General features: G+C 74.9%; 22 protein-coding genes. 13 read left to right on the top strand and 9 right to left on the bottom strand.

The genetic code is table 11. The features are described from left to right. Positions 1–6 precede the first annotated feature (6 nt). Complete coding sequence (hisF, locus tag ACF09K_RS22880; RefSeq protein WP_392246192.1) at positions 7–762, top strand: imidazole glycerol phosphate synthase subunit HisF; 756 nt, start codon at positions 7–9, stop codon at positions 760–762. An 83-nt stretch (positions 763–845) separates the two neighbouring features. Here the strand turns inward: hisF and ACF09K_RS22875 are convergent, their stop codons facing one another. Beyond that, a complete protein-coding gene (locus tag ACF09K_RS22875) occupies positions 846–1268 on the bottom strand; it encodes a VOC family protein (RefSeq protein WP_392246191.1) in 423 nt (140 codons plus the stop codon). 36 nt (positions 1269–1304) lie between these two features. Next, positions 1305–1940, bottom strand: a complete 636-nt coding sequence (locus ACF09K_RS22870) for a TIGR03085 family metal-binding protein (protein WP_392246189.1) — start codon at positions 1938–1940, stop codon at positions 1305–1307. Between the two features lie 82 nt (positions 1941–2022). On the opposite strand from ACF09K_RS22870, the gene hisI reads away from it, so the two are divergent. The 11 genes from hisI (at position 2023) to lgt (ending at position 11197) form a co-directional block, all read left to right on the top strand. Next, positions 2023–2475 carry a phosphoribosyl-AMP cyclohydrolase gene (gene hisI / locus ACF09K_RS22865; RefSeq protein WP_392246188.1) on the top strand — a complete coding sequence of 151 codons (453 nt, stop codon included), beginning with the start codon at positions 2023–2025 and terminating at the stop codon, positions 2473–2475. Positions 2476–2486: 11 nt separating this feature from the next. Then, positions 2487–3965, top strand: a complete 1479-nt coding sequence (locus ACF09K_RS22860; RefSeq protein ID WP_392246187.1) for an anthranilate synthase component I — start codon at positions 2487–2489, stop codon at positions 3963–3965. 72 nt (positions 3966–4037) lie between these two features. Continuing rightward, complete coding sequence (locus tag ACF09K_RS22855) at positions 4038–4685, top strand: TIGR02234 family membrane protein (protein WP_392246185.1); 648 nt, start codon at positions 4038–4040, stop codon at positions 4683–4685. 160 nt (positions 4686–4845) lie between these two features. Then, a complete protein-coding gene (locus ACF09K_RS22850; protein ID WP_392246183.1) occupies positions 4846–5097 on the top strand; it encodes an HGxxPAAW family protein in 252 nt (83 codons plus the stop codon). A 204-nt stretch (positions 5098–5301) separates the two neighbouring features. After that, complete coding sequence (locus ACF09K_RS22845; protein WP_392246181.1) at positions 5302–5748, top strand: DUF2752 domain-containing protein; 447 nt, start codon at positions 5302–5304, stop codon at positions 5746–5748. A gap of 182 nt (positions 5749–5930) precedes the next feature. Beyond that, positions 5931–6740, top strand: a complete 810-nt coding sequence (gene trpC / locus ACF09K_RS22840; protein WP_392246180.1) for an indole-3-glycerol phosphate synthase TrpC — start codon at positions 5931–5933, stop codon at positions 6738–6740. A 20-nt stretch (positions 6741–6760) separates the two neighbouring features. Beyond that, entirely contained in the window at positions 6761–7000 is a 240-nt protein-coding gene (trpM, locus tag ACF09K_RS22835; protein ID WP_392246178.1) for a tryptophan biosynthesis modulator TrpM, read from the top strand. 64 nt (positions 7001–7064) lie between these two features. Beyond that, positions 7065–8348: a tryptophan synthase subunit beta gene (gene trpB, locus ACF09K_RS22830; protein WP_392246177.1), complete on the top strand. Its 1284-nt coding sequence runs from the start codon at positions 7065–7067 to the stop codon at positions 8346–8348. Next, positions 8345–9163 (top strand): tryptophan synthase subunit alpha, encoded by an 819-nt coding sequence (gene trpA / locus ACF09K_RS22825; protein ID WP_392246175.1) that lies wholly within the window; start codon positions 8345–8347, stop codon positions 9161–9163. Before trpB ends, trpA begins: the two co-directional genes overlap by 4 nt. Positions 9164–9249: 86 nt before the next feature. Next, positions 9250–10026 carry a thioredoxin domain-containing protein gene (locus tag ACF09K_RS22820; protein WP_392246173.1) on the top strand — a complete coding sequence of 259 codons (777 nt, stop codon included), beginning with the start codon at positions 9250–9252 and terminating at the stop codon, positions 10024–10026. An 82-nt stretch (positions 10027–10108) separates the two neighbouring features. Continuing rightward, positions 10109–11197 carry a prolipoprotein diacylglyceryl transferase gene (gene lgt, locus ACF09K_RS22815; RefSeq protein ID WP_392246171.1) on the top strand — a complete coding sequence of 363 codons (1089 nt, stop codon included), beginning with the start codon at positions 10109–10111 and terminating at the stop codon, positions 11195–11197. Between the two features lie 78 nt (positions 11198–11275). Here the strand turns inward: lgt and ACF09K_RS22810 are convergent, their stop codons facing one another. From ACF09K_RS22810 to ACF09K_RS22780, 7 genes are all read right to left on the bottom strand, one after another. Next, on the bottom strand, positions 11276–12097 hold the full coding sequence (locus ACF09K_RS22810; protein WP_392246169.1) for an HpcH/HpaI aldolase/citrate lyase family protein: 822 nt from the start codon (positions 12095–12097) through the stop codon (positions 11276–11278). Then, the gene (locus ACF09K_RS22805; protein WP_392246167.1) at positions 12094–13320 is read right to left on the bottom strand and encodes a CaiB/BaiF CoA transferase family protein; all 1227 of its coding nucleotides are present in this window, start codon (positions 13318–13320) and stop codon (positions 12094–12096) included. The genes ACF09K_RS22810 and ACF09K_RS22805 overlap by 4 nt, the downstream gene beginning before the upstream one ends. After that, positions 13317–13718 (bottom strand): hypothetical protein, encoded by a 402-nt coding sequence (locus tag ACF09K_RS22800; protein WP_392246166.1) that lies wholly within the window; start codon positions 13716–13718, stop codon positions 13317–13319. Before ACF09K_RS22800 ends, ACF09K_RS22805 begins: the two co-directional genes overlap by 4 nt. Further along, on the bottom strand, positions 13715–15085 hold the full coding sequence (locus ACF09K_RS22795) for an ADP-ribosylglycohydrolase family protein (protein WP_392246165.1): 1371 nt from the start codon (positions 15083–15085) through the stop codon (positions 13715–13717). Before ACF09K_RS22795 ends, ACF09K_RS22800 begins: the two co-directional genes overlap by 4 nt. Further along, positions 15085–16332, bottom strand: coding sequence for an ADP-ribosylglycohydrolase family protein (locus ACF09K_RS22790; protein ID WP_392246163.1), 1248 nt, complete (start codon positions 16330–16332; stop codon positions 15085–15087). The genes ACF09K_RS22795 and ACF09K_RS22790 overlap by 1 nt, the downstream gene beginning before the upstream one ends. Positions 16333–16340: 8 nt before the next feature. After that, the gene (locus ACF09K_RS22785) at positions 16341–17522 is read right to left on the bottom strand and encodes an ADP-ribosylglycohydrolase family protein (protein ID WP_392246435.1); all 1182 of its coding nucleotides are present in this window, start codon (positions 17520–17522) and stop codon (positions 16341–16343) included. Between the two features lie 413 nt (positions 17523–17935). After that, positions 17936–18940, bottom strand: coding sequence for an ADP-ribosylglycohydrolase family protein (locus tag ACF09K_RS22780; RefSeq protein WP_392246161.1), 1005 nt, complete (start codon positions 18938–18940; stop codon positions 17936–17938). 291 nt (positions 18941–19231) lie between these two features. Between ACF09K_RS22780 and ACF09K_RS22775 the strand changes: the two genes are divergently transcribed. Beyond that, on the top strand, positions 19232–19963 hold the full coding sequence (locus ACF09K_RS22775; RefSeq protein WP_392246160.1) for a VIT1/CCC1 transporter family protein: 732 nt from the start codon (positions 19232–19234) through the stop codon (positions 19961–19963). Positions 19964–19988 lie beyond the last annotated feature (25 nt).

The raw sequence follows: 19988 nt of genomic DNA, 5'->3' as shown, positions 1-19988 counted from the left end.
GGATTCATGACCCTGGCGGTCCGAGTCATCCCCTGTCTGGACGTGGACAACGGCCGGGTCGTCAAGGGCGTCAACTTCCAGAACCTGCGCGACGCGGGCGACCCCGTCGAGATGGCCAAGGTGTACGACGCCGAGGGCGCCGACGAGCTGACGTTCCTGGACATCACCGCCTCGTCGGGCAACCGCGAGACCACCTACGACGTGGTCCGGCGCACGGCCGAGCAGGTGTTCATCCCGCTCACCGTCGGCGGCGGGGTGCGCACCCCCGAGGACGTCGACAAGCTGCTGCGGGCCGGCGCCGACAAGGTCGGCGTCAACACCGCCGCGATCGCCCGCCCGGAGCTGATCAGGGAGATCGCCGAGCGCTTCGGCAGCCAGGTCCTGGTGCTCTCCGTGGACGCCCGCCGCACCGCGTCGGGCTCGTTCGAGGTCACCACCCACGGCGGCCGCCGCGGCACCGGCATCGACGCCGTCGAGTGGGCCCACCGCGCCGCCGAACTGGGCGCCGGCGAGATCCTGCTCAACTCGATGGACGCGGACGGCACCAAGGACGGCTACGACCTGGAGATGATCGCCGCCGTCCGCAAGCACGTCTCGGTGCCGGTCATCGCCTCCGGCGGCGCCGGCAAGCTCTCCGACTTCCCCCCGGCCGTCGAGGCGGGCGCGGACGCGGTCCTGGCCGCGTCGGTCTTCCACTTCGGCGACCTGCGCATCGGCGAGGTCAAGCAGGCGCTGCGAGCGGCGGGCCACCCGGTCCGCTGAGGCGCCCCGCACCGACGGAGGCCCCGGTCACCCGGTGACCGGGGCCCCGCCGCTCTCCTCCGGCCTGATCCGCCGGACAGGCCCTACTCCGCGGACGGGCCCTGCTCCCCGGGCAGGCCCTGCGCCAGCTGCACGTAGTTGCCGACCGTGTCGTCCAGGACCGCGGTGATCATCGAGCCCCGTTCCCGGGGTTCCTGGGGGAAGTGCACGCCGAGGCCGCTCAGCCGCTCGAACTCCGCCCGCATGTCGTCCACGGAGAACACGATGCAGGGCAGCTCGGCCTCCCGCAGCGCCGCGCGGTACAGCGCCGCGATCGGGTTGTGGCCGGGTTCCAGCAACAGCTGGAGGTCCCGCTGGGCGCCCTCGGCCGCGCCCACGGTGACGAACAGCGCGCCGTCGCCCAGATCCAGGTGGACGCGGGTCTCGAAGCCGAGGACGCCGGTGTAGAAGGCGTGGGCCCGGGCGACGTCGTCGACGTACACGCTGGTCACGGCGACCTTGATCACGGCGGCGTCCTCTCGGGTGCGGCGGCGCACCGGTGCTCAGATGCCGAGCTGCTTGCCGCCGCGCAGCGCGGTGACGGCCTCCTCGTCGCCGACCAGGGCCACCCTGGCGGCGCTCTGCCGGCCGTACAGGAACAGCAGCAGCTCCGAGGGCTCGCCGGTCGCCGTGACGACCGGGGTGCCGCGGTTGGCGACCGCCGTACGCCCGTCCGGACGGCGCAGCACCAGGCCGGTCGGGGTGTTCCGGCCCATCAGCCGGGCGGTGCGCTCCAGGCGCGACCACAGGGCGTCCTGGAAGACCGGGTCCAGCTCACGGGGCGTCCAGTCGGGCTGGGCACGGCGGACGTCCTCGCCGTGGACGTAGAACTCCACGGTGTTCGACGCCTCGTCGAGCTGCTTGACCCGGAAGGGGGAGAACCGCGGCGGGCCGGTGCGGATCAGCTGGACCAGCTCCTCGTACGGCTTGGCCGCGAACTCCTGCATCGTCCTGTCCAGCCGCGACGCGAGCTGCTTGACGAGAATGCCGCCGGCCGCGTCGGGCCGGCGCTCGCGCACCACCACGTGCGCGGCCAGGTCGCGGGTCCGCCACCCCTCGCAGAGGGTCGGCGCCTCCGGCCCCGCCGTCTCCAAGAGCTCGGCGAGAAGGAGTCGTTCACGCTGGGCGAAAGTCGACATGCCGTCAGCCTACGACCGTCCGGCGGGTCCGCCCAGTGGACAACGGCCCGGTGGCCTCCCCGCCGCGCGGCACAATGGCCCCATGAGCAGCACGCCCGCCCGCCGCCCGGCCACCGCCCCCCACCCGGGTGCCCCGCGCCCCGGTGCCCCCTCCGCCGGCCTCGCCCCGGACATCGCCGCGCGCCTCAGGCGCAGCCCCGACGGCCTCGTGCCGGCCATCGCCCAGCAGTACGACACCGGGGAGGTGCTCATGCTCGGCTGGATGGACGACGAGGCGCTGCACCGCACCCTGACGACCGGCCGGTGCACGTACTGGTCGCGCAGCCGCCGCGAGTACTGGGTCAAGGGCGACACCTCCGGCCACGTCCAGTGGGTCAAGGCGGTCGCCCTGGACTGCGACGCCGACACCCTGCTGGTCAAGGTCGACCAGGTCGGCGCCGCCTGCCACACCGGCGCCCGCACCTGCTTCGACGCCGACGTGCTCCTCGAGGACGCCGGGAGCGCCGGTTCCGGCACCTCCGCCGCGGATCAGTAAGGTCAGCCGTCATGGATCTCGAGACGTTCCGCAAGCTGGCCGCCGACCGCCGCGTCGTCCCGGTCACCCGCAAGCTCCTCGCGGACGGCGACACCCCGGTCGCGCTCTACCGCAAGCTGGCCGCCGAGCGCCCCGGCACCTTCCTGCTGGAGTCCGCGGAGAACGGCCGTTCCTGGTCCCGGTACTCGTTCGTCGGCGTGCGCTCGGCGGCCACGCTCACCGCGCGCGACGGACAGACCCACTGGCTCGGCACCCCGCCCGTCGGCGTCCCCGTCGACGGCGACCCGCTGGCCGCCCTGCGCGCCACCATCGAGGCACTGCACACGCCCCACCAGGAGGGCCTGCCGCCCTTCACCGGCGGCATGGTCGGCTACCTGGGCTACGACATCGTCCGCCGGCTGGAGAAGATCGGCCCCGGCGAGCGCGACGACCTCGAACTGCCCGAGCTGACCATGCTCCTCACGAGCGACCTCGCCGTGATGGACCACTGGGAGGGCTCCGTCCTGCTGATCGCCAACGCGATCAACCACAACGACCTCGACACGGGCGTGGACGAGGCCCACGCGGACGCCGTCGCCCGCCTCGACGCCATGGAGGCGGACCTCTCGCGCGCCGTCCCCCAGCCGCCCGCCGTCCTGCCGCCCTCCGAACTGCCGGAGTACACGGCCCGGTGGGGCGGCCCCGACTTCCAGCGGGCCGTCGAGGACGTCAAGGAGCGCATCCGCGCGGGCGAGGCCTTCCAGGTCGTCCCCTCCCAGCGCTTCGAGACGCCGTGCACGGCGAGCGCCCTGGACGTCTACCGGGTCCTGCGGGCCACCAACCCCTCCCCGTACATGTACCTGTTCCGCTTCGACGGCTTCGACGTCGTGGGCTCCTCCCCGGAGGCGCTGGTCAAGGTCGAGGACGGGCGGGCCATGGTGCACCCCATCGCGGGCACCCGGCACCGCGGGGCGACCCCGCAGGAGGACCAGGCGCTCGCCGACGAGCTGCTGGCCGACCCCAAGGAGCGCGCCGAGCACCTCATGCTCGTCGACCTGGGCCGCAACGACCTGGGACGGGTCTGCGAACCCGGCTCCGTCGAGGTCGTCGACTTCATGTCGATCGAGCGCTACTCCCACGTCATGCACATCGTCTCGACGGTCACGGGCCGGGTCGCGGAGGGCCGCACCGCCTTCGACGTCCTCACCGCCTGCTTCCCCGCGGGCACCCTCTCCGGCGCCCCCAAGCCCCGCGCCATGCAGATCATCGACGAACTGGAACCGTCCCGCCGCGGCCTGTACGGCGGCTGCGTCGGCTACCTCGACTTCGCCGGCGACTCCGACACCGCCATCGCCATCCGCACCGCCCTGCTGCGCGACGGCACCGCCCACGTCCAGGCCGGCGCCGGCATCGTCGCCGACTCCGACCCGGTGGCCGAGGACCAGGAGTGCCGCAACAAGGCGGCGGCCGTGCTCCGCGCGGTGCACACCGCCAACCGCCTGGGCGGGTAGGGGCGCCCCGCGCGCCGTGGGACGAGTCTCACGTGAACCCCGGGTGACGGTTCGCCCGGGGTTCAGGCGATAGTGGAGCACGTGACTGCTGTTCCTCACCCCCGTTCCGAAGCCGCCCCCGCCCGGTCCGGCCGCCGGAGCCTCGCGTTCGCCCTGACGTGCGGCGCGCTGGGCGCGGCCCTGGTCCTGCTCGCGACCCGGCAGCGCTGGGCGCACGGCACGGCGACGGTGGCCGGCGGCGCCTTCCCCCTGACCGCCAAGGGCAGTGACGTCACGGGCGTGCCCGCGGCGCTCGCCGTCGTGGGCCTCGCCGCGCTCGTCGCCGTCTTCGCCGTCCGCCGGACGGGCCGCCTCGCCGTCTCCGCCCTGCTCGCGCTCTCCGGCGCCGGCATCGTCGTCGCCGCGCTGCTCGGCGCCTCGGACGGCTCCGCGCTCGACGACGAGGCCGCCAGGGCCTCCGGGGACACCTCCGCGGCCGTCGCCTCCCTCACCCACACCGCCTGGCCGTACGCCGCCGCGGCGGGCGGCGCCCTGATCCTCCTGGCGGGCCTGCTCGCCCTGCGCCACGGCAGCCGCTGGCCGGCCATGTCGGGCCGCTACGAGCGCGACGGCACCCCCCGGGCCCGGCGCGGCGCCCCGGTCGTCGACCCCGACCGCCCCGAGGACATCTGGAAGGCCCTGGACCGCGGCGAGGACCCCACGGGCGCGGACCCGGCCTGATCCGCCCCGCGTCCGGTTCCCCGATGTGGCGAACCAGACTCGGTCCAAAGCCGCCCCGGCACTTCTGCACGCGTACGCGTACGGGACAATGGAGGGCGAGCCCCCGGCTCGGACCTGTACGACCCGTACGTCCCATAGAGACAGCAACGAGGAGCAAGTCATGGCGGGCAGCAGCCACGGACACACCCCGGCCGCCTGGACCGGTGTCACCATCGCCTTCATCGGTTTCTGCGTCGCGGGCGCGTTCATGGTGATGGCCGAGCCGATCGGCTTCTGGGCCGGCATGGTGCTCGTGGCCCTCGGCGGTGTCGTCGGCGCCGCCATGAGCGCCATGGGTCTCGGCATGCCGAAGGACGCCCACCCGGTGCACCAGGTCACCCCGGCGCGCGAGCCGGCCGGCGCCGAGGGCTGAGCCCCGCGAACGACCTCGTGCGAGGGGCGGCCGGCGAGCAGCCGGCCGCCCCTTCGTGCGCGTGGACGCGCCGTCCGCACCGACGGGCTCCGTGGATCGCGAGCACGCCCCTCCGCGCGCGCGTGGACGCGCCGACGCCCAGGCGTCCGCCTCCGACGTCGACCACCGCCCCTCCACGCGCGCGTGGACGCGCCGCGCGGCACAATGCGAGGCGTGAACGCAGACAGCCGCAGCGTGACGCCGCCCGCCCCCGCGACCGTCCTGGCCCGGCTCGCGGTGCCCGCCGGGATCCTCGCGGCCGTCGTGGGCGCCTTCGCGTACGTGGCCGCCGTCGACCCCAACGAGCCGGGCCACTACCCGGTCTGCCCGCTGCTGCGGGTCACCGGTCTCTCCTGTCCCGGCTGCGGCGGCCTGCGCAGCGCCCACGCCTTCGCCCACGGCGACCTGGTGACCGCGCTGCACGCCAACGCCATGGCCGTGGCCGGCTACGCGGGCTTCGCGGTGCTGTGGACCGTCTGGGCGGTCCGCGCGGCACGGGGCCGTCCGGTCCGTCTCGATCCCGGGCCGGGCCTGCTGTGGACGCTGGGCGCGTCGCTGCTGGTCTTCACGGTCGTCCGCAACCTGCCGTCCGGCGACTGGCTGCTTCCCTGACCACCGGCGGACGCCCGGCACGGTGGGCACCTCCCGCCCGAGCCGTGCGAAGCTGGTCCGAGGGGGAGAGGGACCGTCCTCCACCGGATGCGGGGCCACCGCCCTCCTCCGGATACCATCGCAGTGACCATCCATCTCCTCTGGTCGCTGGAACCGCAACCGTCTGGAAGGGGGCCGCTCGCGTGAGTGTGCTCGACGAGATCATCGACGGAGTCCGTGCCGACCTCGCGGAGCGGCAGGCGCGCGTCAGCCTCGACGAGCTCAAGGAGCGCGCGGCCAGGGCCCCCGCCGCCAAGGACGGGGTGGCCGCGCTCAAGGGCGACGGCGTCAAGGTCATCTGCGAGGTCAAGCGCTCCAGCCCCTCCAAGGGCGCGCTGGCCGCGATCGCCGACCCGGCGGGCCTCGCCGCCGACTACGAGGCGGGCGGCGCCGCCGTCATCTCCGTCCTCACCGAGGAACGCCGCTTCGGCGGCTCGCTCGCCGACCTCGAAGCGGTCCGCGCGCGCGTCGACATCCCGGTGCTGCGCAAGGACTTCATCGTCACGTCGTACCAGCTGTGGGAGGCGCGCGCGTACGGCGCCGACCTCGCCCTGCTGATCGTCGCCGCCCTCGACCAGCCGGCCCTGGAGTCGCTGATCGAGCGCGCCGTCTCCATCGGCCTCACCCCGCTCGTCGAGGTGCACGACGAGGACGAGGCCGAGCGCGCGGTGGACGCGGGCGCCAAGGTGATCGGCGTCAACGCCCGCAACCTCAAGACCCTCGAGGTCGACCGGGGCACGTTCGAGCGGGTCGCCCCCGAGATCCCGGCCCACCTCGTCAAGATCGCCGAGTCCGGCGTCCGGGGCCCGCACGACCTGATCGCCTACGCCAACGCCGGCGCCGACGCGGTCCTGGTCGGCGAGTCCCTCGTCACCGGCCGCGACCCGAAGACGGCGGTCGCCGACCTCGTGGCGGCGGGCGAGCACCCCGCGCTGCGGCACGGCCGGGGCTGACCCCGCTAGGCTGGGCACCGATGACGCTCCCGATCACCCTCACGGCCACGGACCGGTACGCCCGCCTCGCGCGCGGCTGCCGCCCCCGTGGCTGCCGCGCGCCCGCCCGCCGGGTGCACGGCCGCCGGGTGCGGTACGTCATCGGGGACGAGCCGGGCCAGGTGAACGGACGTCGATGGCAGCGCGCCCCCGAGGGGCGCAGCGCGGTGTCCGCCCACGCGGCTCAGCCGCCCGGGCGCGACCGGGCCCACCCGGGCTGAGGTCGTCGGACCAGCTCCGCCCCACGGCGATCGGTTTCTCCCCAACTCACCGTGAGGTTTCGGCATGCCCAGCGAGTTCTTCATTCCCGACCCCGAGGGTCAGGTCCCCAGCGCCGAAGGCTACTTCGGCGCCTTCGGCGGCAAGTTCATCCCGGAGGCCCTGGTGGCCGCCGTGGACGAGGTCGCCGTCGAGTACGACAAGGCCAAGCACGACCCCGAGTTCGGCCGCGAGCTCGACGACCTGCTCGTCCACTACACCGGCCGGCCCAGCTCCCTCACCGAGGTGCCGCGGTTCGCCGAACACGCCGGTGGCGCCCGGGTGTTCCTCAAGCGCGAGGACCTCAACCACACCGGCTCCCACAAGATCAACAACGTGCTCGGCCAGGCCCTGCTCACCAAGCGCATGGGCAAGACCCGTGTCATCGCCGAGACCGGCGCCGGCCAGCACGGCGTCGCCACCGCCACCGCCTGCGCGCTGTTCGGGCTCGACTGCACCATCTACATGGGCGAGATCGACACGCAGCGGCAGGCCCTCAACGTGGCCCGGATGCGGATGCTCGGCGCCGAGGTCGTCGCGGTGAAGTCCGGCAGCCGCACGCTGAAGGACGCCATCAACGAGGCCTTCCGCGACTGGGTCGCCAACGTCGACCGTACCCACTACCTGTTCGGCACGGTCGCCGGGCCGCACCCCTTCCCGGCGATGGTCCGCGACTTCCACCGCGTCATCGGCGTCGAGGCCCGCCGCCAGATCCTGGAGCGCGCCGGGCGCCTGCCCGACGCCGCCGTCGCCTGCGTCGGCGGCGGTTCCAACGCCATCGGCCTCTTCCACGCCTTCATCCCGGACACCGGCGTGCGCCTCGTCGGCTGCGAGCCGGCCGGGCACGGCGTCGAGACCGGCGAGCACGCCGCCACCCTCACCGCGGGCGAGCCCGGCATCCTGCACGGCTCCCGCTCCTACGTCCTCCAGGACGACGAGGGCCAGATCACCGAGCCGTACTCGATCTCGGCCGGCCTGGACTACCCGGGCATCGGCCCCGAGCACTCCTACCTCAAGGACAGCGGCCGCGGCGAGTACCGCGCGATCACCGACGACGCGGCCATGCGGGCGCTGCGCCTGCTGTCGCGCACCGAGGGCATCATCCCGGCCATCGAGAGCGCGCACGCGCTGGCCGGCGCCCTGGAGGTCGGCAGGGAGCTGGGCGAGGACGGGCTGATCGTCGTCAACCTCTCCGGCCGCGGCGACAAGGACATGGACACGGCCGCCCGCTACTTCGGGCTGTACGACACCGACGCCGAGGTCGCCGCCGACGCGGCCGACACCGCGGAGATCGAGGGGGACGCCAAGTGAGCGGGAACATGCGACTGCTGTCCGACACCCTCGCCGCCGCCAAGGACGAGGGCCGCGCCGCGCTCATCGCCTACCTGCCGGCCGGTTTCCCGAGCGTCGACGGCGGCATCACGGCGATCAGGGCCGTCCTCGACGGCGGCGCCGACGTCGTCGAGGTCGGGCTGCCGCACAGCGACCCCGTCCTCGACGGCCCGGTCATCCAGACCGCCGACGACATCGCCCTGCGCGGCGGCGTACGGATCGCGGACGTCATGCGCACCGTCCGGGAGTCCTTCGAGGCCACCGGCAAGCCGATCCTCGTCATGACGTACTGGAACCCCGTCGACCGCTACGGCGTCGAGCGCTTCACCGCCGAACTGGCCGAGGCGGGCGGCGCGGGCTGCATCCTGCCCGACCTGCCCGTGCAGGAGTCGGCGCTGTGGAGGGAGCACGCCGACAAGCACGGCCTCGCGACGGTCTTCGTCGTGGCGCCCAGCAGCCGGGACGAGCGGCTGGCCACGATCACCCGGGCGGGCAGCGGCTTCGTCTACGCCGCCTCGCTGATGGGGGTCACCGGCACCCGCGAGTCGGTGGGCACGCAGGCCCGGAACCTGGTCGAGCGCACCCGCGCGACCGGCACCGAACTGCCCGTCTGCGTGGGCCTCGGGGTGTCCGACCCCCGGCAGGCCGCCGAGGTCGCCGGCTTCGCCGACGGGGTGATCGTCGGCTCGGCCTTCGTCAAGCGGATGCTCGACGCCCCGGACGAGGCGGCCGGTGTCGAGGCCGTCCGCGAACTCGCGGGCGAGCTGGCGAAGGGCGTGCGCGGCCGGGCGTAGCAGGCCGGACAGCAGGATCGGTCACTCGAACGGGTGGACCTGGGACCGGGGAGGCGCTGGGCGCCTCCCCGGTTCGTTTCCGGGGTGTGAGCGAGAAGAATCGTGACAGGAAGCGCACCGCCCGGGAGCGGCTGGCGGTCGAGCGGGACAGGCAGAAGGCGGCGGAGCGGCGGCGGCGGACGCTGATCGTCGCCGCGAGCGTCGTCTGCGTACTGGGCCTGGCCGCGGTCATCGGCATCGTCGCGGCGAACGCCGGCAAGGACGACGGCGGCGACAGCGCGGGCCCGGTCGTGGCGCCCTCGGGCGCGCAGGGCAAGGACGCCCTCGCGATCCCGGTCGGGAAGGAGAGCGCGAAGTCCACGCTCACCGTGTGGGAGGACTTCCGCTGTCCGGCCTGCAAGTCCTTCGAGGACGCCTACCGTTCGACGATCCACGAGCTGACCGGTGCCGGAAAGCTGAAGGTGGAGTACCACCTGGCCACCATCATCGACGGCAACATGGGCGGCAGCGGGTCGCGCACCGCGGCCAACGCCGCGGCCTGCGCGCAGGACGCCGGCAGGTTCCCCGCCTACCACGACGTGCTGTACGTGAACCAGCCGGAGGAGACCGACGACGCCTTCGCCGACGAGGGGAAGATCCTCGAACTCGCCGGCAAGGTCGACGGCCTCGACACCCCCGCCTTCCGCACCTGCGTGGAGAAGGGCACCCACGACGGCTGGGTCGAGAAGTCCAACCAGGCCTTCCGCACCGGCGGTTTCACCGGCACCCCGACCGTCCTGTTCAACGGCAAGAACATCTACCAGGACCGGACGATGACACCGGCCAAGCTGAAGAAGATGGTGGAGGAGGCCGACCAGGGGTGAGCCCCGCTCACCGGCCCGTTATGGAGCCGTAGCCGGGCTGCCCGCCGTGGGCCCGGCCCGGCACGGTAGCGTCGACCCTGCCATGGAACTTGCCTACATTCCCAGCCCGTCGCGCGGAGTGATCCACCTCGGCCCCATTCCGCTGCGCGGCTACGCCTTCTGCATCATCATCGGTGTCTTCGTCGCCGTCTGGCTCGGCAACAAGCGCTGGATCGCCCGGGGCGGGCGGGCCGGCACGGTGGCCGACATCGCCGTCTGGGCCGTGCCCTTCGGCCTGATCGGCGGCCGGCTCTACCACGTGATCACGGACTACGAGCTGTACTTCAGCGAGGGCCGCGACTGGGTGGACGCCTTCAAGATCTGGGAGGGCGGCCTCGGCATCTGGGGCGCGATCGCGCTCGGCGCGGTGGGCGCCTGGATCGGCTGCCGCCGCCGGGGCATTCCGCTGCCCGCGTACGCCGACGCCATCGCGCCGGGCATCGCCCTCGCGCAGGGGATCGGCCGCTGGGGCAACTGGTTCAACCAGGAGCTGTACGGCAGGGAGACCGACCTGCCGTGGGCCCTGCACATCACGTCCTCCCTGGACGGCCGGGTGCCGGGCTACTACCACCCGACGTTCCTGTACGAGTCGCTGTGGTGCGTCGGCGTCGCCCTCCTCGTCATCTGGGCCGACCGCCGCTTCGAGCTGGGGCACGGACGGGCGTTCGCCCTGTACGTCGCCGCGTACTGCGCCGGCCGCTTCTGGATCGAGTACATGCGCGTCGACGACGCCCACCACATCCTCGGTCTGCGGCTCAACAACTGGACCGCGCTCGTCGTGTTCCTGCTGGCCGTGGCGTACCTCGTGATCTCGGCCAGGAAGCGGCCGGGACGGGAGGCCGTGGTGGAACCGGGCGCGGACGACCCCACCGACGGCGCGGCCACCCCCGGCCCCGAGGCCGAGGACGGAGCCGCCGCGGGGGAGAAGGCCGACTCCGCGAAGACCGACTCCGCGAAGGCCGAGTCCGTGAAGGCCGAGTCCGGGAAGGCCGAGTCCGGGAAGGCCGGCGACGACGGCAAGGCCGGGACGACGGCCGACGAGTCCGACCGGGCCGACAAGGACGGCAAGGACGAGGCAGGGGACCGGCCGAAGGACGCCGCCGAGTCCGGCTCGGCGGGCAAGAAGAGCTGACGGCGACCTCCACGACGACGAGGGCGCCCGGGATCTCCGGGCGCCCTCGTCGTGTACGACGGCTCGGGTACGGACGGCTCAGGTACGCCGGGCCAGCGACAGCGTCCGCCGGGCCGTCGCCACCACCGCCGCGTCGACGAACCGGCCGTCCGGCAGGGCCTGGGCGCCCGGCTCGGCCGCCGCCGCCTTCACGATCGTCTCGGCCTCCTCGATCTCCCGCTGCGTGGGCAGGTAGGCCCGTTCGATGATCGGGAGCTGGCGGGGATGGATCGCCGACCGGCCCAGGAAACCCAGGCCGCGACCGTGCGCACAGGAGGACGCCAGGCCTTCGAGGTCGCGGATGTCGGGGTGCACCGACTGCGGCGGCGGGGCCAGGCCCGCCGCCCGCGCGGCGACGATCACCCGGGAGCGGGACCAGTCGAGTCCCGCGTCCGCCCGCACGCCGAGGTCGGCCCGCAGATCGGACTCGCCCAGGGAGATGCCGCGCAGGTCGGGGTGCGCGGCGGCGATGGCGTAGGCGTGTTCGACGCCGAGAGCCGTTTCCAGCAGGGCGTACAGCGGGCGCGGGCCGTGTTCCGCGAGGTGGTCGGCGATCCGGGTGATCTGGGCGGGCGAGGTCACCTTGGGCAGGCGGAGGCCGTGGACGCCGGGGAGGGCCGCCACCGCCCGGAGATCGGGGACGGCGAGGGGCCCGTCCAGGGCGTTGACCCGGACGTGGACCGGAACCGGCTGCTCCTCGGAGAGCAGCTCGGCGGTGGCCTCGCGGGCGTACTCCTTGCGGTCGGGGGCGACCGCGTCCTCCAGGTCGATCACGACGACGTCCGCCCCGCAGCGCAGGGCCTTGGCGACGACGTGCGGGCGGTCGCCGGGGACGTAGAGCCAGGTGAGCGGGAAGGTCACAGGGCGCCCTCCGTCCGCAGGGCCTCCAGGTCGGCCGGCGTCAGGCCCAGTTCGGTGAGGACCGCCTCGGTGTCCGCGCCGTGCGGGCGTCCGCTCCAGCGGATCGCGCCGGGGGTGGCGGAGAGGCGGAAGAGGACGTTCTGCATGCGGATCGGGCCCAGTTCGGGGTCGTCGACCGTGGTGACGGTGTCGAGGGCCTGGTACTGGGGGTCGGTCAGCACGTCCCGCACGTCCTGGACCGGGGCGACGGCCGCTTCCGCCTTCTCGAAGGCGGCGAGGACGTCGGTGCGGCTGCGGCCGGCGATCCAGGTGCCGACCGCCGTGTCGAGGACGTCGGCGTGGGCGGCCCGTCCGGCGCCCGTCGCGAACCAGGGCTCGTCGATCAGGTCGGGGCGGCCGACCAGCCGCATCACCCGCTCCGCCACCGACTGGGCCGACGTGGACACGGCGACCCAGCTGCCGTCGGCCGTGCGGTAGGTGTTGCGCGGGGCGTTGTTCGCGGAGCGGTTCCCGGTGCGCTCCTGGACGTACCCGAGCTGGTCGTACCAGAGGGGCTGCGGGCCGAGGACGGTCAGGATCGGTTCGATGATGGCCATGTCGACGACCTGGCCCTCGCCCGTGCGGTCGCGGGCGGCGAGGGCCGTCATGACGGCGTACGACGTGGCGAGCGCCGCGATGGAGTCGGCGAGGCCGAACGGCGGGAGGGTCGGGGGCGCGTCGGGTTCGCCGGTGAGGGCGGCGAAGCCGCTCATCGCCTCGGCGAGGGTGCCGAAGCCGGGACGGTGGGCGTACGGGCCGAACTGGCCGAAGCCGGTGACGCGGGTGAGGACCAGCCGGGGGTTGGCCGCCGACAGCTCCTCCCAGCCGAGATCCCACTTCTCCAGGGTGCCGGGGCGGAAGTTCTCGATGATCACGTCGGCGGTCGTGGCGAGGCGGAGCAGGGTGGCGCGGCCGCCGGGCCTGGACAGGTCCAGGGTGATGGCGCGCTTGTTGCGGCCGAGGAGTTTCCACCACAGGCCGACGCCGTTCTTCGAGGGGCCGTGGCCCCGGGACGGGTCGGGTTTCGACGGGTGCTCGACCTTGACGACCTCCGCGCCGAAGTCGCCGAGCATGGTGGCGGCGAGGGGGCCGGCGAAGAGGGTGGCCAGGTCGAGGACGCGCAGGCCGGTGAGGGGCGCGCCGGCCGTCCCGGCCGCGGTGCGGGTGTTGCCCGGTCCGGTCATGACGTGTGCCGCTCCTCGGTTCCGGGGCGGCACGGCGTCGACGCGGAGGCGCCCGGCCGGTGGACCGACGGCGACACCGCGGCGGCGGCCTCGTGTCCGTCGGGCACCGGCCGATCGCCCGCGGCGAGGAGTCGGGGCTGTAGCGGCAGCGGCAGCGTTAGGGGCAGGGGCAGGGGCAGGGGCTGGGGCAGGGGCAGGAACAGGGCCTCGGGTCGGGCCGGGGTCGGGGACGGGGACGGGGGGAGGACCGGGGCGGGGATCACGGCTCGGCGGGCGCTCCCGCCGTCGGGGATCGTGCGGAACTCCCCTCCCGCCGCGGTCTCCCGGTGCGGCGGGGCCTTCTCGGCGTGGGCGACGGGGCCCGTGCGCGTGCTGCCGGGCACGACGATGTCGGTCATGGGCGTGCAGCCTCCCGGTGGGTGAGGTGGGCGAGGGTGTCGAATCCGGTGCCGTCGAAGTCGGCGACGGAGGTGGCCAGTCGGTTCTTGAGCGGCGCCGTCCAGTGCTCGGGGAGGGCTGCCGGGTCGCCGGCGAGCAGCGCGGCGATGCCGCCGGCGGTGGCGCCGGCGGAGTCGGTGTCCAGGCCGCCGGACACGGCGCGGCGGACGGAGCCGGTGAAGTCGCCGTCGGCGTGGGTGAGGGCGGCGGCGATCAGGGCGGTGTTGGGGACGGCGTGGACCCAGTGGTGGGTCGCGCCGTACGCGGCGTGGAGTTCGTCCACGACCGTGTCGAAGTCGGGGTGCTCGCGGGCGAGTCCGATCGCGTGGGTGACGGCCCGGAACAGCCGGGAGCGGGGCGGGACCACGGTGAGGCCGGTGCGCAGACAGGCGTGGACGTCGTGCCCGCCCGCCGCGGCGGCGGCGATGGCGGCCGCCGTGAACATCGCCGCGTAGACGCCGTTCGCGGTGTGGGTGAGGGTGGCGTCGCGGTGCGCCTGCTCGGCGGCGGCGGCCGGGTCACCGGGGTTGGTCCAGCCGTGGACGTCGGCGCGGATCAGCGCGCCGATCCACTCGCGGAAGGGGTTGCGGTGGCGGGCGGTGAGCGGGGGTTCGACGCCGCTGAGGAGGTTGCGGTAGGCGACGCGTTCGGCCGTGAAGGTGCGCCCGGCGGGGAGTTCGTCCAGCCACAGGCGTGCCACGTCGGCGGTGGTGAAGGTCCTGCCGTGACGCCGGAGCAGGAGCAGGTTGAGCAGGGGGTAGTCGAGGTCGTCGTCCTCGGGCATGCCGTCGATGTTCTCGGCGAGGGAGGTGGGCGCCGAGCGGCGGTTCCAGGGGTGCGCCTCCAGCAGGTCCCGCGGGACGCCCCGGGCCGTGAAGTAGCCGTTCAGGGGCCAGTTGCCGGTGGCGCGGGCCAGGGCGCGGACGGCGTCGAGGGGGAGCTTCTCCACGGGTTTGCCCAGGAGGCAACCCACCGCCCGGCCGAGCCAGGCGGCTTCCAGGCCGGCCGGGTCGGGGGCCGGGCCGCGCCCGCCCGCGGGACCGGCGGGCCACGCCGGACAGGCGGCCCTGATGGCCGGGAGGTCCGTCGGCTCGTCCTCCGCCAAGGCGCTCGGCAGGTCCGCCAGTTCGTCCAGCAGGTCCTCCGCCAGCAGGCGCAGGTAGCGCGACGCGCGCCGGGGCGACGCGCCGGCCCGCTCCGGTGCCGCCCGCCCGCCCGCCGCCCGCCAGCGGGCCGCGACCGCCGAGGGTTCGCGGCCGTCCTGGGCGGCCTGCCGCAGTTCGTGGCCGACGAGGTCCTCGGGCTGGACCCAGGTCAGGCGGAGCATCACCGGCCCCCGAGGGCGGCGAACGCCCGCTCGTGCGCCCGGCGGCGCCGGACGTCCTTGTCGAAGACCTCCCGGGCGACCCCGGCGAGGGCGGTCGCCGGCGCCCACAGGTCCAGGCGGCTGGCCTCCGCGACCCGCTTCGACCACTCGTCCGGCACGGGGGAGCCGAGGGCGCCGGTCACCGCGCCGGCCATCGTCGCGATCGAGTCGCAGTCGCGGCCGTAGTTCACCGCACCCAGCACGGCGTGGCGGTAGTCGCCGCCGGCCACCACCACCATGCCCAGGGCGACGGGGAGTTCCTCGACGGCGTGCAGGCGGGAGGGGCGGCGGGCGGCCAGGGAGGGCCGCCGGTAGTCGGGGCCGACGGTGTCGTACGGCGCCACCGCCTCCCGGAGCGGGACCAGCGCCGACTCGAAGTCCTGGTGGCGGGAGGCCACTTCGCAGACCCGCTCGATCGCGGTCCGGGTGCCGTCCTTGGCCAGGGACAGGCACGCCGCCACCACCGAGTCGGGCGTCGCGCCGGGTGCGCAGGCCGCGGCCACCGCCGCCGCGAGGACGCCCGCCGCCTCGCGGCCGTACGAGGACTGGTGGGCGCCCGCCAGGTCGATCGCCTCGGCGTAGGCGGCCGCCGGATCGGCCGCGTTGACCAGTCCCACCGGGGCCGTGTACATCGCCGCACCGCAGTTGACGATGTTGCCGACGCCCGCCTCGCGCGGGTCGACATGCCCGTAGTGGAGCCTGGCGACCAGCCACTTCTCCGCCAGGAAGACGCGCTGCAGGGGGAGCGCCTCGGCCTCCAGCTCCGGGATCCAGCGCGGGTTCGTCATCAGGTCGGGGACCAGGTGGCCGGCGAGCGCGTACGCGTCCAGGTGGTCGCGGACCGTGGTGTAGACCCTGATCAGCGCGTGGGTCATCAAGGTGTCGTCGGTGACGTGGCCGTCGCCCTTGTGGTACGGGGCGATGGGGCGGGCCGTGCGCCAGTCGTCGCCGTTCCAGGGGCCCACGACGCCGTGCACGCGGCCGCCGTGGCGCCGACGGATCTGGTCGGGGGAGTAGCCCTCCACCGGGCCGCCGAGGGCGTCGCCGACGGCCGCGCCGACGAGGGCGCGCGTGACGCGTTCCTCCAGCGTCCCGCCTTCCGGGGCCCGTCTCGTCAGGATCCGTCCCGTCGGGGTCGGCCCCGTCGTGGTCCGCCGCTCGGGAGTTTCCCCGGACCTTCCGCCGCTTTCTTCGGTTTTGGGTGTCATGGGCCGAATCATCCTCCTGGTACGGCCGGTTGCGCGGCTTCCAGCAGTTCGGCGAGTTCCACCAGGTCGGTACCGGTGAGACGGGGCAGGGCGCAGCCGGAGAGGGTGCGGCAGGCGGCGCGCCAGGTCGCCGGGATCGACGCGGCGCCGCCCAGCGCCCCGGTGAGCGCCCCCGCGAGCGCGGGGGCGGAGTCCGCGACCCGCGACAGGCAGGCCGCCGCCGGTACGGCCTCCGCGACCCGCCCGCCCGACGCGACGGCCAGGGCGAGGGCGACCGGCACGGTCTCGGCGGCGGCGACGCCGTAGCTGTAGACGTGGTCGACGATCTGGTGCTCCAGCGGCGGCACCAGCGCGAACGTGCTCTCCGCGGCCCGTGCGAGGGCGAGCGCGTGACGGGCGTTGCGGCCGATCTCCGTCTCCTCGGGGAGTTCGGCGAGCGCCGCGGCCACGCAGGCCCCGGTGTCCGCGCCGGCCAGGGCCAGGGAGAGGGCCGCCGCCATCGCGCGGGCGCCGTGCACGCCGTCGCCGTCCTGCGTGTAGCGGGCGTCGAACTCGGCCAGGTCGGCGGCGAGTCGGGGGTCGCCGGGGTGGGCCGCCGCGAGCACGCAGGCGCGGACGCAGGCCGCGTCGTCGAAGTAGTGCGGGTTGTCGTGGCCGGTGGCGGGCGGGCGCAGGCCGGTGGCCAGGTTGCCGAGGCCCGCCCGGACCGAGATGCGGGCGCGCAGGGGCAGCACGGCCGACTCCACCTCGGGCGCGCGCTCCGCCGCGGCCGCGACCTCGCCGGCGACGGCGTTCCAGGTGAGGTCGATGGCGGCGCGCACGCGGCGCTGACGGCTGAGGTCGCCGAGGACGGTGTCGTCGCCCGCCCGCAGGAGCGCCTCCGCGGCGAAGGCCGCCCACTCGGCGTCGTCGGACGGGCCCAGGCGGAGGGGCTCGGGGGACTGGTTCAGGGCGACGGGGACGGGGAGGGTCGTCGTCGCGTTCTGTTCGGCGAAGGTGTCCAGTTCGCGGGTGAGGCGACGGGTCCACTCCGGCATGCGGGCGGCGCGGTGACGGGCGGCGGGCCAGCCGGCGGCGTCGCCCGCCGCGAGGCCGAGGAGGAGGCCCTCGGTCCGGCGCGGGGCCGGTCCGGCCCCGACCACGTCCTCGGCCGGTGAGCGTTGCCCGACCGCGCCGACCGCGCCGACCATGGCGCCCGCGCCGCCTCTGCCACCTGTACCGCCCGTGCGGGCACGGCCGCCGGGTACGGGTGGCGCCGGTGAGGGGGCCTCGTCGATGACCGCCGCGGGCCCGCTCGGCTCCGCCGCGGCCGTGGCGTCCGCGGCCTCCACGACATCGGCGTCGGCCTCGGTGCTGTCGCCGTCGCAGCCACTGTCGCCGTCGCCGTCGGTGGTCGCGGGTTCCGTCGGCTCGGCCGTGGTGGTGCGGCCGGTGAGGTCCGCCGGGCCGGTCGCGGTGGGGGTGCGGCCGCCGGTGTCCAGCGGGCCTGTCGCGGGTCGGGGCGGTTCCGCCGTGGTGGTGCCGCCCGCGGGGGCGGTGTCCGCGGCCGGCGCCAGGGCCACCGGGCCGCCCGCCGCCCCCTCGTCCCACGGCCCCGGCGGCCTCATGCGGTCATCGCCGGGGTGAGGAGGTCGGCCACGTCCAGGACGTGGTGGCCGCGGACCGAGGGCAGGCAGCTGCCGCGGGCCGGACCGATGGCGGCCGCCCAGTCCGGGGGGATCGCCGAGACGCCCTGGCCGGCGCCGGCCAGGGCGCCCGCCACCGCGGCCGTCGTGTCGGCGTCGCGGCCCATGTTGACGGCGGTGAGGACGGCCCGGGCGAAGTCGCCGTCGGCCGCCGCGTAGGCGCCGAAGGCGAGGGCGACCGCCTCGGGGGCCAGGTCGGTCCAGGGGTAGCCGCCGATGACGACGGCGGAGCGGACGGCGCGTTCGCCGCGGTGGGCGACCGCGACCGCGCGGCGCAGCGAGCGGGCCGTCCAGGAGTCGTCGGGGATCACGGCCAGGGCGGCGGCGACCACGGCGACCGGCGGCGCTCCCGCCATCGCGGCCGCGACGCCCGCCGCGACCGCCCGGCCGCCGTGGATGCCCTCGCCGTCGTGGCTCACCGAGCCGTCGACGGCGACCAGGCGGGCGGCCTCGGCCGGGCGGCCCGCGGCGAAGACGCCGAAGGGGGCCGCGCGCATCGCGAGACCGTCGCTCCAGGCGTGCCGGTGCTGGGCGGAGACGGGGGCGGCCAGGCCCCGGCGGAGGTTCTCCAGGGTGCCGCGTTCGCTGAAGCCCGCCCCGCGGAAGGGGCCCTCGTGGCGGTCGGCGATCCACCGGTGCCAGGCCGTCTCCACGTCGGCGGGGGTCAGCGCCGAGCCGTGCCGGGCCAGCAGGAGCCCCGAGAAGATCGCGTACTCGGTGTCGTCGGTGCCGGCCGGCTGGTCGGTGACGTAGCCCGTGACCCGGCCCCAGCGGGCGCGGATCTCGGACGGCTTGAGGTTCTCGGCCGGCGCGCCGAGGGCGTCTCCCACGGCCAGGCCGAGCAGCGCGCCGCGGGCCCGGTCGCGGAGGCCGGTGGCGTCCCCGGGCGCCGGGACCGGGGGCATGCAGGCGGTCGATGCCATACGGGGCCTTCCCTCCGGGGGCCGCGCAGGGTGCGGAGCCCTTTGCGGATGTGTCCCACCGTCGGCGGTTGACCTGAGCCTCCCGAGCCGTCATGTCACCCGGTCGACATCTGTGCGCAGCCTTGATCGAATGAGCGGTTGAGGGTAAAGCCGCAGGTTAGCGCAGCCTTTCCTTGCTGGCGGAGCGGGAAGCGCGGGCGTAGTCTGAGCATTGTCAAAATATGGAATGAGTCCAAAGAGGGCTGTCCGGGTACGCCGGGCGGCGCGGAGACGTACGTACTGGAGATCGGCATGGCTCTCATCGAGACCGAGGCGGCGCTGCACGAGGCGCACCGGGACAACCACACCCACCGGGACGTCAACGGCGGCTGGCTGCGGCCGGCCGTCTTCGGCGCGATGGACGGTCTCGTCTCCAACCTCGCCCTGATGACCGGTGTCGCCGGCGGGGCGGTCGACCGGCAGACCATCGTGCTCACCGGCCTCGCGGGCCTCGCCGCCGGCGCCTTCTCGATGGCCGCCGGAGAGTACACCTCCGTCGCCTCGCAGCGCGAGCTCGTCGAGGCCGAGCTCGACGTCGAGCGGCGCGAGCTGAGGAAGCACCCGAAGGACGAGGAGGCCGAGCTGGCCGCGCTCTACGAGTCCCGCGGCGTCGACCCGGACCTCGCCCGGCAGGTCGCCTCGCAGCTGTCGCGCGACCCCGAGCAGGCCCTGGAGATACACGCCCGCGAGGAGCTGGGCATCGACCCCTCCGACCTGCCCTCGCCGCTGGTCGCCGCCGTCTCCAGCTTCGGCGCCTTCGCGCTGGGCGCCCTGCTGCCCGTCCTGCCCTACCTGCTGGGCGCCACCGCGCTCTGGCCGGCCGTCCTGCTCTCGCTGCTCGGGCTCTTCCTGTGCGGTGCGGTGGTGGCCAGGGTGACCGCGCGCACCTGGTGGTACAGCGGCCTGCGGCAGCTCGCCCTCGGTGGCGCGGCGGCCGGTGTGACGTACGCCCTGGGCAGTTTCTTCGGAACGGCCGTAGGATAGATCGGCTGCTACTTATGCGATGGGC

Origin of the sequence: Streptomyces sp. NPDC014882, from assembly GCF_043081325.1 — a bacterium.
Classification (GTDB): domain Bacteria; phylum Actinomycetota; class Actinomycetes; order Streptomycetales; family Streptomycetaceae; genus Streptomyces.
The sequence above is the reverse complement of the archived record's forward strand: the minus strand, read 5'-3'. Positions and strand labels throughout refer to the sequence as shown.